This window comes from Microcoleus sp. B6-A1 (assembly GCF_036705085.1).
Lineage (GTDB): Bacteria > Cyanobacteriota > Cyanobacteriia > Cyanobacteriales > Microcoleaceae > Microcoleus.
In genome coordinates this window covers 12,013-24,480 of sequence record NZ_JAUBTU010000104.1, presented here as the reverse complement: position 1 = coordinate 24,480, position 12,468 = coordinate 12,013, and the positions used below count along the sequence as shown (strand labels likewise).

At 47.7% G+C, this 12,468-nt stretch carries 12 protein-coding genes; 8 read left to right on the top strand and 4 right to left on the bottom strand.

The window, feature by feature from the left end:
- Positions 1 to 54 precede the first annotated feature (54 nt).
- Positions 55 to 204, top strand: a complete 150-nt coding sequence (locus QUB11_RS26840) for a hypothetical protein (RefSeq protein ID WP_445300777.1) — start codon at positions 55 to 57, stop codon at positions 202 to 204.
- 311 nt (positions 205 to 515) lie between these two features.
- Here QUB11_RS26840 and QUB11_RS26835 read toward each other — a convergent pair whose 3' ends face one another.
- Positions 516 to 725 carry a hypothetical protein gene (locus tag QUB11_RS26835; protein ID WP_333199637.1) on the bottom strand — a complete coding sequence of 70 codons (210 nt, stop codon included), beginning with the start codon at positions 723 to 725 and terminating at the stop codon, positions 516 to 518.
- Positions 726 to 1,245: 520 nt separating this feature from the next.
- Between QUB11_RS26835 and QUB11_RS26830 the strand changes: the two genes are divergently transcribed.
- The 5 genes from QUB11_RS26830 (at position 1,246) to QUB11_RS26810 (ending at position 6,857) form a co-directional block, all read left to right on the top strand.
- Positions 1,246 to 2,151 carry a D-hexose-6-phosphate mutarotase gene (locus tag QUB11_RS26830; RefSeq protein ID WP_333199635.1) on the top strand — a complete coding sequence of 302 codons (906 nt, stop codon included), beginning with the start codon at positions 1,246 to 1,248 and terminating at the stop codon, positions 2,149 to 2,151.
- Positions 2,152 to 2,832: 681 nt separating this feature from the next.
- On the top strand, positions 2,833 to 4,359 hold the full coding sequence (locus QUB11_RS26825; protein ID WP_333199633.1) for a phosphomannomutase/phosphoglucomutase: 1,527 nt from the start codon (positions 2,833 to 2,835) through the stop codon (positions 4,357 to 4,359).
- A gap of 52 nt (positions 4,360 to 4,411) precedes the next feature.
- Entirely contained in the window at positions 4,412 to 4,639 is a 228-nt protein-coding gene (locus QUB11_RS26820) for a hypothetical protein (RefSeq protein ID WP_333199631.1), read from the top strand.
- A 532-nt stretch (positions 4,640 to 5,171) separates the two neighbouring features.
- Positions 5,172 to 6,113 (top strand): M23 family metallopeptidase, encoded by a 942-nt coding sequence (locus tag QUB11_RS26815; protein WP_333199629.1) that lies wholly within the window; start codon positions 5,172 to 5,174, stop codon positions 6,111 to 6,113.
- A 207-nt stretch (positions 6,114 to 6,320) separates the two neighbouring features.
- The gene (locus QUB11_RS26810) at positions 6,321 to 6,857 is read left to right on the top strand and encodes a late competence development ComFB family protein (protein WP_193971299.1); all 537 of its coding nucleotides are present in this window, start codon (positions 6,321 to 6,323) and stop codon (positions 6,855 to 6,857) included.
- A gap of 316 nt (positions 6,858 to 7,173) precedes the next feature.
- On the opposite strand, the gene psb29 is transcribed toward QUB11_RS26810, so the two are convergent.
- Complete coding sequence (gene psb29, locus QUB11_RS26805) at positions 7,174 to 7,887, bottom strand: photosystem II biogenesis protein Psp29 (RefSeq protein ID WP_333199646.1); 714 nt, start codon at positions 7,885 to 7,887, stop codon at positions 7,174 to 7,176.
- Positions 7,888 to 8,226: 339 nt separating this feature from the next.
- Here psb29 and QUB11_RS26800 point away from each other — a divergent pair, with 339 nt between their 5' ends.
- A complete protein-coding gene (locus QUB11_RS26800; RefSeq protein ID WP_333199644.1) occupies positions 8,227 to 8,847 on the top strand; it encodes a chromophore lyase CpcT/CpeT in 621 nt (206 codons plus the stop codon).
- A 657-nt stretch (positions 8,848 to 9,504) separates the two neighbouring features.
- Here QUB11_RS26800 and QUB11_RS26795 read toward each other — a convergent pair.
- Together QUB11_RS26795 and hemF are read right to left on the bottom strand one after the other, a co-directional pair.
- Positions 9,505 to 9,867: an STAS domain-containing protein gene (locus QUB11_RS26795; protein ID WP_006631392.1), complete on the bottom strand. Its 363-nt coding sequence runs from the start codon at positions 9,865 to 9,867 to the stop codon at positions 9,505 to 9,507.
- Between the two features lie 57 nt (positions 9,868 to 9,924).
- The gene (gene hemF / locus QUB11_RS26790; protein ID WP_333199627.1) at positions 9,925 to 10,968 is read right to left on the bottom strand and encodes an oxygen-dependent coproporphyrinogen oxidase; all 1,044 of its coding nucleotides are present in this window, start codon (positions 10,966 to 10,968) and stop codon (positions 9,925 to 9,927) included.
- A 281-nt stretch (positions 10,969 to 11,249) separates the two neighbouring features.
- Between hemF and QUB11_RS26785 the strand changes: the two genes are divergently transcribed.
- Complete coding sequence (locus QUB11_RS26785) at positions 11,250 to 12,320, top strand: Mrp/NBP35 family ATP-binding protein (RefSeq protein WP_006631390.1); 1,071 nt, start codon at positions 11,250 to 11,252, stop codon at positions 12,318 to 12,320.
- Positions 12,321 to 12,468 lie beyond the last annotated feature (148 nt).

Genomic DNA, 12,468 nt, shown 5'->3' with positions numbered 1-12,468 from the left:
GCGTAGGCGCTAAGAAAGAACGTTTCAAACTTATACCGCTGAGCTTACCCAGGTTTGCCTAGGTTTTTTAAAGCGGTGAATCAGTTGTATTCAATTGCCATTGATGCGGATGCGATCGCCCGGGCCATTGCCTATGCCATTGAGCAGCCCGGTGATGTGGATGTCAACGAAATGATCATCCGTCCGACTCGTCAGGAGTTGTGAATTGGCGCGCATGAGAGTCGATCGACTCTCCATTTAATACGGCTCAACGGCTGAACTGTTCCTAGATCATCTATAACTTGATTCAGTAACGCTGAACCGTAAGCGGTCGCAGTGGACTTACCGGGTTTCGGCGAAACTCCGCCTTTGACAAGTGATATCAATTCCGGTTGCACCGTCCGTGATGGTTGACTGTTGACTGTTGGCTGTTAACTCGGGGTCGAAAAACTGAATGATGGTTGAGTGTTGAGTGTTGAATCGATTTTACGCCCGACGATGAAGCGCGGATTTGATATGAAGTTTCGATGCCAACGCTAGCGGATGCAATCAGTCGGACAGCGCAAAGATCCCTGTTTTGGGGGCATCCCAGGCAATTGCCGCTTCAAATCACCCTCGAAGAAGAGATGCGGAGTGTTGTCGCTACGCCGTGTTTGGATGAATTGCTGCATTAGCTTGGCGATCGGAGAACTCAGCAATGTCTGCCGATGGGTTCGATCGCACATCCCCGGGCGATCAGTTGGCACTCCCAATTCGTTCTTGTGAGTCCCTCGTTGTGTTGATCGCACCTTCCCTCGTCAAACTCAACAATCTAATCAATCTAGCAACCATAATATCGGATAATTGTAAAGCAATTCACCAAGCCAACAGCGTCACTAACCCCAGCCTAAAGGCATGGGGCTTGAAAGAGGAAGACTCACCACCTTCTTAATTTGAGACTAAAACAGTGTCTAGCCTGCGTCTTTGAGACAAACTGAATTATCTGGTGGTGGTACACCGAACGATGTTACTGGATGCCTCCCTAGTCTGTAACCTCAAGGGATATCAGTGGCGAAGGGATATACACACACGGGCTTACCGCCACTTGTTATGCGTACAGGTAGAAAGCACTCGATCCGTAACTGTCCGGGTTAAAGGCGAATACAAAACGTCGAACGTCGTTAGTATATCCAAGGCGGTAACAAGCATTCATCGGAGGAGAATTCCTCCCCCCCCATCCAATGTAAAGCCGTCCTAAAAGGACGGGGTTTCAAACCCATATTTCTGATGAGTATTGACCAATTAAACACAGACTACGGCATAGCCGGACACCTCACCTTCGCCACCGGAAACGGTGGTTTCCCCATGATTCACATCGACAACGGTCAAGCCAAAGCCTTAATTTCTGTGTATTCCGGTCAAGTTCTCTCCTTTCAACCAGCCACCGAAGCCACAGACTTGATGTTCCTCAGCGAAAAAGCCTACTACGCCGAAGGGAAAGCCATCAAAGGCGGTATACCAATCTGTTGGCCCTGGTTTGGCCCCGATCCCGAAGCCTTGGGGCGTCCGAGTCATGGATTCGTGCGGAATCGCCTCTGGAATGTGCTAGAAACCGCCACAACCCCCGACGGCGCCACCAAAGTCACTCTCGGACTCAAGGATACCGATGAAACTAGAGCAATTTGGCCGATCGCCTTTGAACTGGCGATCGTGATTACGATCGGCATCAGCCTCACAGTAGAATTAATCACCCGCAATCTAGGCGACAAAGCATTTCCCCTCACCCAAGCTTTCCACACCTATTTCCAAGTCGGCGATATCAACCGCGTGCAGGTTTTAGGCTTAGAAAATAGCCAGTATCTTGATAAAGTTGATGCTGGTGTCGAAAAAACTCAAGTGGGTGCAGTGGTAGTAACAGGTGAAGTCGATCGCATTTATCTTGATGTCACCAATGAATTAGTCATTGAGGATAGCGCCCTCAATCGTCGAATTCGCATTAAATCATCGGGTAGTAAATCCGTCGTAGTGTGGAATCCCTGGGTGACAATTTCTGCAAATATGGCCGACCTTGATGATGCAGATTATCAGCGTTTACTCTGCGTAGAAACGACCAATGCAGCTACAGATATTGTGGAAGTTCCCGCTCATGGTGAGTTCCGCTTGCAGGCAATTTACAGCGTTGAACGCGACTAAGGAATTAAAGCTTAATCTTAGCGGTGATGGGGCCAAAATTCCCAGTAAGCGGTTCAACATTTCAATTGGATATTTTGGGCGTTGCTCAAATCCCACCCACAAGACTGGGATTGTTTCTTTAAATACAACTTAAATGCCGATTAGCTGATTGAATTGAAAAACTCTGTCACCCTAGTCAGGAACCTCAGCCTAAAGGCATGAGGCTTGAAGGAGAAATCTAACAAGCCGTTCTGACCAGCCAAGCGTCTTAATTGACTACGTTTTTTGAGTCACAACACCCGCTTGATGCGTAGCTAGTCCCTTGCTCTGTCGCTAGCGGTTAAACAGTCTTAAGGTCACGCTCGACAGTGCTGCTAGGCGGCGCAAGCTCACTAAACAAAGGCGCGTGCTAACTTTACTCCGAAAGGAGATTGAGGCAACCATACCTCACGCCTTGGGGCAACCATACCCCTCCACCCCGCTGTATGTTTTAACTCAATGTAAAGCCGTCCTTTTAGGACGGGGTTTCAAACCCATATTTCTGATGACTAATAATACCAAATCCAAAATTTCTCCCCTGTTTATTTGTTAGTCCGCGAAAGACGATCGGCAAAGCTGAGTCGAACCGTCTAGCCACAGACAAAACTTTCTATGATCGGTTTCAACCGCCGACTCCGATCTTTTTACTTACCATCAATTATTATGCAAAACTTCAACTGGACAAAACTTCAAAATGGCTCAGACATTCGCGGTATCGCCCTCGAAGGCGTCCCCAATGAAAAAGTCAACCTCACCCCCGAAATTGCCACAATCTTAGGTAAATCCTTTGTCAGTTGGCTGGTGCCCAAAGTCAATAAACCAGCGGCAGAATTAACGATCGCGATCGGGCGTGACAGTCGCCTATCAGGGCCAACCTTAATGCAAGCAGTCATGGAGGGAATCGCCTCAGTTGGTGCAACTGTGTACGACTTTGAAATGGCCTCAACTCCCGCCATGTTTATGAGTACCATTACCCCGGGTTTTGATTGCGACGGCGCAATTATGCTCACTGCTAGCCATTTGCCCTTTAATCGAAATGGCTTAAAGTTTTTCACGGCCAAAGGTGGGTTACAAAAACAAGATATTACAGATATTTTAGCACTAGCGCAAAGCAATAACTTTCAGCCAGCAGCCTCGCCCGGTAAGATTACAAAGCATGATTTTATCTCAGTTTATGCTAACCAATTTGTCACAAAAATCCGGGAAGCAGTCAATCATCCCGATAACTTTGAGCAACCACTAACAGGATTAAAAATTGTTGTGGATGCGGGCAATGGTGCTGGCGGTTTTTATGTTGATAAAGTCTTAAAACCTTTAGGTGCAGACACTACGGGCAGTCAGTTTTTAGAACCAGATGGTACTTTCCCCAATCATGTGCCAAATCCCGAAGATAAACAGGCAATGCAGTCAATTTGTCAAGCGGTAATTGAACATCAAGCAGATTTTGGGATTATTTTTGATACCGATGTCGATCGCAGTGCGGCCGTCGATCAAGTTGGCAAGGAACTCAATCGCAATCGCTTAATTGCCTTGATTTCGGCGATCGTATTACAAGAACACCCAGGCTCTACCATTGTCACCGATTCTATCACCTCCGATGGCTTAACGCAATTCATCGAACAAGATTTAAAAGGGATTCACCATCGCTTTAAACGCGGCTACAAAAATGTGATTGACGAGTCGATTCGCCTCAATGAAGCCGGACAGGAATCATGGCTGGCGATTGAAACCTCTGGACATGGAGCTTTGAAAGAAAATTACTTTTTGGATGATGGCGCTTATTTGGTCAGCAAATTATTGATTGAATTGGCTAAGTCAAAGCTAGCAAACCAATCTTTGCCGGATTTAATTGCGAATTTAAAAGAACCCGAAGAAAGTGCAGAATTTCGGATTAAAATTGCTGTGGATGATTTCAAAGCGCAGGGCGATCGGGTTATTGAACAACTGCAACAATTTGTCTCAACGCAAGCAGACTGGAAAATCGTTCCTAATAACTACGAAGGTCTGCGAATTTCCTGCACGTCACCTAGCGAATCTGGCTGGTTTCTGTTACGCTTATCACTCCACGATCCCGTGATGCCTTTGAATGTTGAATCTAATGTTAAGGGTGGTGTTGCTCACATAGTGGCTCGGCTTTTAGCTTTTTTCCCAACCACCGAATCCCTTGATTTTTCGGCATTATTGAGCTAACTTTCACTGTCGTCAGACTATTAGTAAACCAAACCGAAGGAGGAATTTAATCATGTGGCTTTTAATCATAAAATGTTCGGCTGCAAGCTGGGATACCCATTCCAAAGCTTTCAAAGCCATTGCTGCCAAATATCCCGCCACGCCTTCCTCTTCCAAAAAGATGAAAGGCGATGGTCAACGCATCATGGAATATCAGCTTGAGAATGTCAACGATGTAGAGGAATTTATGGAAGAATGCTTGACCTTAGATGGTTTCACCGCTACCTTTGAATCCCTATAAATTTAGGTGATCAGATTAAGCTGTCACGCATTTAAATTGCATCTTCAGGGCGGGCTTTCTGGCCCAACCCCCTACTCCCCACAAGATTTAGATGATTTTTTGATATTCAATTTAAATGCACAACAGCTTATCAGCCAAAAGTGAAAATTAAGGGTTTGATGCTACGACATAAAAATGCCAGCGGGGGCGGACGCACGCCGACCTCAGAAACCCGGTTTCTTCGTAGATTTATCGTGAGTCGTCGCAAAACTCGTAGAAACCGGGTTTCTAGCTACCTATACCTGGGCTATGAAACTGTCCGAAGTATTATCAATCTTCGACTTGAGGAAGGTAACGGCATTTGTGCGAAAGTATGATCGTCTCGCCAAATTTTTGAGTGCTGTTAAGTATTTATTTAAGTGAGTCTCTCATCTCCCAATCTTTGACCAAGCTTTTTAGCTACGGCTGTTTTTATCGACGGATTGAGGATTGCTATAGTTAGTCTAGATACTTGAAAATATCTCAGCGAGACAAAGATTAAGGACACCTAGTGATGATAATGACTGTGAGTCGAGGCAACGGCGGGCTAAGTGCCGAAATAGTTACAGGTCGGATTTTGCGGTGGGGGCAGTTGAAAGCAAACCAGCTAACCGCTAGTTCGATCGGGGGAATTGTTGCTGGCCTTTTAAGTTTTGCCCTGCCGGTACAAGCTTTGCAGGTAGTTGTGACGCCGACAAATCCCCAACTGGGAGATACGCTGTCAGTAATGATTCAGGTTGACGGTAACGGCGGGGAAACTCCACAAGTTTCTCTACAGCAAAAAAACTACCCCGCTTTTCCGATCGGCAACGGCCGCTTTCGGGCCCTGCTACCGACGACGCCGCTAGAGAAACCCGGTGCCCGCCAAATCCAAGTCGCAGGTGACGGACAAGTTCAGAACTTGAGTCTCCAAGTGCGGGATCGAAATTTTCCTACTCAATCCATCTGGCTACCGCCTGGGAAAGACAGCGAAGGTACAGACGCGGAGTTCGATCGCGTAGACGCATTTAAAGCACTCGTGACACCCGAAAAATTTTGGGACGGCAAATTGTTGCGCCCCAACTCCGGCGAAATTACCACTATTTACGGGGTGCGACGTTATTATAATGGGGTATTTGCTCAAGACTACTACCACCGCGGCGTTGATTATGCGGGTGCTTACGGTTCCCCTGTAGTCGCACCAGCAGCAGGTCGGGTATCTCTAGTGGGACGCGAATCCCAAGGGTTCAAAATCCACGGGAATGTCGTTGGTATTGACCACGGTCAGGGGGTAGCAAGTATTTTGATGCACCTGGCCCGGATTGATGTCAAGGAAGGCGATGTCGTGAAACCAGGTCAAGTAATTGGTACTCTGGGGTCAACGGGGGCTTCCACAGGCCCTCACCTGCATTGGGGACTTTACGTGCATGGGCAGGCCGTCGATCCTGTACCTTGGCGGCTTCAGGGAGTTGAGTAGGAGTTTTTACAGGTTTTGATGAATAAAGCCGTCAATTATGGGGTAAGTTTGTGGCTGGGGTGTGCAGATAACTTTATGGGTTATCAGTATTGAGTTAGGATTTGTATAAAAATTCTCAACTCAACTCTCAAAACTCGAATCTCAAGACGCTAACAATCGCGTCTTCACAAAACTTTATTGATGATGCCGTTGAGCGGGGACGCATATATGAGTATTGAAAAAATTGTTGAACAGGCTTTGCAGGATGGCTATTTAACGCCGTCTATGGAAGCTGAGGTGGGACGGATCTGCAATACGGCTTCGGAATTGTCGATCGAAGAGTACATGGCTCTCGATCGTCTGATGGGATCTTTGTTGACTGGCGAAGTTGTGGTTCTGCCACGCAAACAGTTCATCAACGTTATGGAAGAGTTGGTGCTCAGCGATGCGATCGCTAGGGTGGCCGACATTGAAGCGACGAGCGACCTGAGTCTGGATGTGGGAGATATTGCAGCTTATGCTTTAAATAGGCTGCCACCTCTGTACGCTACGACGGAAGAGGGAGCTCACTTTCAAAGGGCTAGGGCTAAAGAGCAACTTCACGATTTGATTTCCAAAGAAGTCAATGCAGCGATCGCCCGCAACTTGGACAGGCCCGACACCCCAAACCCCACAGCTTTGGGCAAGTCCTCGGGAAACGAAGTTCTTTCACAGCTAAGCACTTGGCTGCAAGCTAACGCCACTAATTTTGAGCCGCAGCCTTAGTACCACCCCAACAGCTCTATTTTACTTAAGTCGATCCCGCTCTATTCAGAAAGCGGGATTTTTAGTTTCTGAGCAACCAACATCTGAAGCCACAAGGCCGAAGCCAGAATTCAAGAAAAAAAATTAAAATTTAAGAGTTTTTTATTTTGTGTAACAAATAAAAAACTCCTTCTTCTTCCTTGTTCCTGGCATCCGTTACATCCGTTACATCCGTTACATCCGTTGAACGAATCCGTTGCCGAACTTCCTTCTTCCCGACATCCGTTACATCCGTTACATCCGTTACAAAATCCGCTGCCGAACTTCTTTCAAACGATTAATTGCTCCTGTCAGAAGAGTCTGCCGAAGGGCCAGCGGTAACTTTTGTTTCTCGCTTTTCGCGTTTTTTCCGTTCCGCTTGGATGACATCTTGAAGCACTATTCGCGCTTGGGCCATTTTTTCCAAATTGCTGCGGTACAAATCTAAATCTTTGCTAACTTTGTCTTCTGGCAGGTGCAAGGCCGCACTGACTTTGGCGATCGCGTTGTTTCGCGTTTCTTGGTCTTTTACCAAGTTAGGGTCAGCTTTTTCTAATAGCGAGAACAAACCGATCGCAAACAAGCGGCTGTACTTAAATTGAGGGTTGCTGGCGATCGCCCCTAAAGACGCTTGCAAATCCGCTGTATCTTCAAAGCTGGTCGAGCGATCGAGCCACGAGAGCAACTCTTGCCCGGAAAGTCTATCTGCCAAGCTTTCCAATCGCTGAGCGTCTTGCTTGTAGCGCTCTGGATCGTCTTCTAGGGACTTGCACAAAGCGTTAAAAATCGAAAGTCTGTCTGCTTCTGGGGCGTACCCAAGCATGAATCGATCGAAAGCTGTCACTACACCCAAAGCATAAATCGGGTCGTATTGAAAATCGGCATTCGCCGAAAGCAAGTGCATTTCTACCATCAACTCTTCCACCACTCGACGGTAAATTGAGTTGATCGGTCGAGTGTGAATCGTATAGAAACTTCGCTTAGTATCTGAAACAGTACGGTTATTGTTCACCTGAGTCTTATAGATAAATAATTTTGCCGTAGCGGGCGTGCCAGCGCGGCGTGAGTAAAGTCGGGGAGTCAATTCTGCGATCTGGCTGACAAAATTTGCCAGTTTTTTAAGGGTTGCGGCCGGATTGCGAGACAAAATTTTCTCAAAAATATTTTACGCGCGATCGGCTGCAACAATTAATATGTCGCCATAGGAGGGAAAAACCCCAGTATCTTTACAATCATAGCTCTTCTGGGATCGCTCATAAATCTAATCTTCTGACTTGCCCAGCCTAGATATGGCTTTCCATATCACAATAACTTTTTTTTGTCAACCATAATCGTGAAAAATCAAACAAACATGACACTTTCTCCTGAATTAATAGCTTTAGCCCAGTACATGGCGGGCGAATTTGACAACCGGGAACAAGCGCTAGCAGAGCCGGCGTGGTACGTCCACCTTCGTATGTGGCAAAGACCACTACCCGTTCGTTTATTTTCCGAACCCAGCATTGCCCTGTTTGCCGAACAAGCCAACATTCTGGAATTAGACAAGCCATACCGCCCCCGCATCGTGCAACTGAGACACTCACAGATAGCGCCGGGACTTATCGAAGCTCAGTATTATATGTTCAAGGACATTACAGCCGTCAAAGGAGCCGGTTGCAACCCCGACTTGCTTGGAAAGCTAACGAAGGAGCAAATCCAACTCCTCCCCGGCTGCACCCTCTCGGTTGCGGTGGAAAATTTAGCCTCAAACGGCTATCGATTTCGGGCATCTTTGCCGGAGGGCACTCGCTGCGGCTTTGCCTACGGGGGGCAAAATTACCAAGTAGACTTGGGATTTGAAGCCGCAGGCGAGGAATTTCTCAGCTATGACAAAGGAATAAGCCCCACGACTGGCAAGGCTATCTGGGGAGCCTTAATGGGCCCTTTTAGATTTGTCAAGCGTCAGGATTTTGCTGCTGAGATATTGGTTTGAAGAAAGAAGCAACAAGAAACAAGGAAGAAAGATTTAGCTATCTAGGATAGAAGGCAAGACTTTACCTTGACCTATTCTTCTACTTTAGTGTTTTGGTGAACCTGATACTTTTAATCCAGACAATCTCCGACAACCTCAGAGAATCCGAATATAGCACACTCATCAGACAGGTCCCAGAGCATGGTGGTATCCCACAAAGCTTTAAGGAAAATCCCTAAAGCGCTACTCAAACTGGGTGTTTTCTCACCACTGTTGGGGCCTTGAAAAATTTTAGAGCCACCTAACTTTTATGGCTCTAACCGTATTTTGCACAAATCAAGGAGGTGTATTCTTCACTGGTTTTGACCAACCTCGAACCGCAAGGATTACAGAGATGCTCTCAAGCGAAAGCTTGAGAGAAGTGAGAGAAAGTCCAAGTCATCATTACTGATGGTTTTATGCAGGCTACTTCAGTCTACACCAATTGTCATGAGTATTACCTAAAAGTCTAGGAAAATATCATCCTAGCAATTGCTCTCAACCTCTCAAAAAAGGAAGAAAGCATAAGGAAGCTGGCAAGAATTTACCTGCTTCCTGTTCTTGTGCAGGGTTCCGGCGCTTTTTGTGAGCCTCAAGCTTAAATTGCGCTTACACCGCAAGCGATGCAAACGGGAGTGGTCAACTTGCGCGCGGCACCCCCTCTAGAGCTTCTTCTTCCGTTTCAAATATTTCAAACACAGAATCCATCATGGTGACTTCAAACACCAGTTTGGCTTCAGGATGAACATTGCAAATGCGGAAACTTCCCTTAACTTTATCCGCATCCCGCATACCTGCTACAAGTGAGGTCAGGCCAGAGCTATCGATAAAGTTAACCTGACCAAGATTCACTACAACATGGCGGCTAAGTTTGGAAATACACTCTTGCAACTTGAGGCGGAATTGCCAAGCTGTAGTGATGTCCAACCGTCCTGTCGGTGCTAAGACGATAACTGTTGTACCGTCTTGAAGCGTGTGGGTTTTTTGATCAATATGAATCACTGACCCTTCCCTCAAATTTATTATCTATCGCGGTGGTTACTGTCCCAGTAGTTTAACTCAGGTCGGTGACTGCTGAGGCATCCAATTCGCCCAATCTTGCGGTTTTAAGAACTTGGAGTAGAGTTCGGCTTCTGGAGAGTTGGGTTCTGGCTCGTAGCAGTATTCCCAGCGTACCAAAGGTGGCAGGGACATTAAAATCGATTCGGTGCGTCCGTTGGTTTGTAAGCCAAAGGTCGTGCCTCGATCGTACACCAAGTTAAATTCAACGTAACGGCCGCGGCGGTAAAGTTGGAAATTACGCTCGCGCTCGCCGTATTCTTTCGATCGGTGCTTTTCAATAATAGGGGTGTAAGCCGGCAAAAATGCCCGGCCGCAATCCTGTACGAAGGCGAACAGCGACTCCCAAGTTCTAGGTTCCGGCGCCCCGATGTTGTTGCTGCACTCGGCTGCTTTGCCTTTGACATGATGGTCGCGGTAAAGCGCGCCTTGAGCGCTTTGGTAGTCAAAAAACAGGCCACCCACGCCGCGGGTTTCTTGGCGGTGGGGGAGGTAGAAATATTCGTCGCACCAGAGTTTAAATGTCGGATAATATCCGGGATGGTGGCGATCGCAAGTTGCTTTCAGAGTTTTGTGGAAATGAGCTGCATCCTCAGCCAACGGGTAATAAGGAGTCAAATCCACACCGCCGCCAAACCACCAAATCGGCCCGGCCTCAAAATAGCGGTAATTCAGGTGAACCGTAGGCAAGTAGGGATTGCGGGGGTGCAGCACCATCGAAGTGCCTGTTGCATAAAAATCGTGACCTGCAGCTTCGGGGTGCTTGGCCAGAATCAAAGCCGGCAAACTTTCGCCCCACACTTGGGAAAAATTGACTCCCCCTTGTTCAAACACATCGCCTTCGCGCATGACGCGAGAACGTCCGCCCCCGCCTTCGGAGCGTTCCCAAGAGTCCTCCTTAAATTTGCCAACGCCATCGAGCTGTTCGAGGGATTGACAAATTTCGTCTTGTAGGGTTTTCATAAATTGGCTGACTCTAGCTCTAGAGTCAGCGGGCGGCAAAAACGGGGAAGTGGCGGTTTTAAGTGTGGTAGAAACTGTCATCCGATTTAAGATTTAAGATTTTAGATTTTAGATTGAAGAATTGCGACCACGGCTCAATTCGCCTATTGTGACCAAATTGCTTTCGGTCGTAGAAATTCTTGCCGATCGCATTTGAGTTTGAGATTGACCGTGAGTCCCAAATCCAGTCGTCATGTAATTATGCCACCGCAGGTCTGCAAATGATCGCTATGAAGTTACATTAAAAAATAGCAATAAAAATATACTTAAACCTGCGATCGAAAATTCGCAAACCCAATTGCAGAGCTATGGTGGAGAACACAATGCCCAATACACTCGATGTTAGTTCAGTCTTAGAAATCCTGCGACCCGTGCAAGACCCCGAACTGCAAAAGAGTTTGGTGGAATTGAACATGATTCGTAACATAAAAATTGACGGCGGTGTCGTCAGTTTTACTTTAGTGCTGACAACCCCTGCTTGCCCGCTGCGAGAATTTATTGTCGAAGATTGCCAAAAAGCGGTCAAACAGTTGCCAGGAGTCGAAAAAGTGGCGGTGGAGGTGACAGCCGAGACGCCCCAGCAAAAGGGAGTGGTCGATCGCCAAGGCATTGAAGGCGTTAAAAATATTATCGCAATTTCCAGCGGCAAAGGCGGCGTCGGCAAAAGCACGGTGGCGGTAAACGTGGCAGTAGCGCTGGCGCAAACCGGCGCTAAGGTGGGTTTGCTGGATGCGGATATCTATGGGCCCAATGACCCGACAATGTTGGGTCTGGGGGACGCGAAAGTCATGGTTAGGGACGGGAAAAGCGGGGAAAGCCTCGAACCTGCGTTTAATTACGGCGTCAAATTGGTGTCGATGGCGTTTTTAATTGACAAAGATCAACCCGTGATTTGGCGCGGCCCGATGTTGAACGGGATCATTCGGCAGTTCCTCTATCAGGTGAATTGGGGCGATTTAGACTATCTGATTGTCGATATGCCTCCGGGTACTGGAGACGCGCAGTTGACAATGGCGCAGGCTGTGCCGATGGCTGGTGTCGTGATCGTGACGACGCCGCAGACTGTGGCTTTGTTGGACTCCCGCAAGGGGTTAAAGATGTTCCAGCAGTTGGGAGTGTCGGTGTTGGGAATTGTGGAAAACATGAGCTATTTTGTACCACCGGATATGCCCGACAAGCAATACGATATTTTCGGTTCTGGTGGCGGGGAAAAGACTGCTGCTGAGTTGGGAGTGCCGCTGTTAGGCCGCATTCCGCTGGAAATTCCGTTGCGGGAAGGTGGCGATTCGGGGGTGCCGATCGTGGTGGGGCAACCGGGTTCTGCTTCAGCTAGGGAGTTGCGGGCGATCGCGGGTCGCATTGCGGGTAAAGTTTCCGTAGCAGCCTTAGCCTAACTCACATCTTGGATTGTTAATCCGCTTTTGATGGGCGGGCGTCCCGCCCAACCCCTACTCCCCACAAGAAACCTGTGAGTGTTTGTGGAACAGGCATCTTGCCTGTTGAATTTGTGGAACAGGCATCTTGCCTGTGAGTGTTTGTGGA

What these genes read in the sequence shown, in the direction of transcription:
- QUB11_RS26785 (WP_006631390.1), top strand. Translation starts at nt 11,250, where the DNA reads ATGCCCAATACACTCGATGTTAGTTCAGTCTTAGAAATCCTGCGACCC.
- QUB11_RS26800 (WP_333199644.1), top strand. Translation starts at nt 8,227, where the DNA reads ATGACACTTTCTCCTGAATTAATAGCTTTAGCCCAGTACATGGCGGGC.
- QUB11_RS26830 (WP_333199635.1), top strand. Translation starts at nt 1,246, where the DNA reads ATGAGTATTGACCAATTAAACACAGACTACGGCATAGCCGGACACCTC.
- QUB11_RS26815 (WP_333199629.1), top strand. Translation starts at nt 5,172, where the DNA reads ATGATAATGACTGTGAGTCGAGGCAACGGCGGGCTAAGTGCCGAAATA.
- QUB11_RS26810 (WP_193971299.1), top strand. Translation starts at nt 6,321, where the DNA reads ATGAGTATTGAAAAAATTGTTGAACAGGCTTTGCAGGATGGCTATTTA.
- QUB11_RS26825 (WP_333199633.1), top strand. Translation starts at nt 2,833, where the DNA reads ATGCAAAACTTCAACTGGACAAAACTTCAAAATGGCTCAGACATTCGC.
- hemF (WP_333199627.1), bottom strand. Translation starts at nt 10,968, where the DNA reads ATGACAGTTTCTACCACACTTAAAACCGCCACTTCCCCGTTTTTGCCG.
- QUB11_RS26820 (WP_333199631.1), top strand. Translation starts at nt 4,412, where the DNA reads ATGTGGCTTTTAATCATAAAATGTTCGGCTGCAAGCTGGGATACCCAT.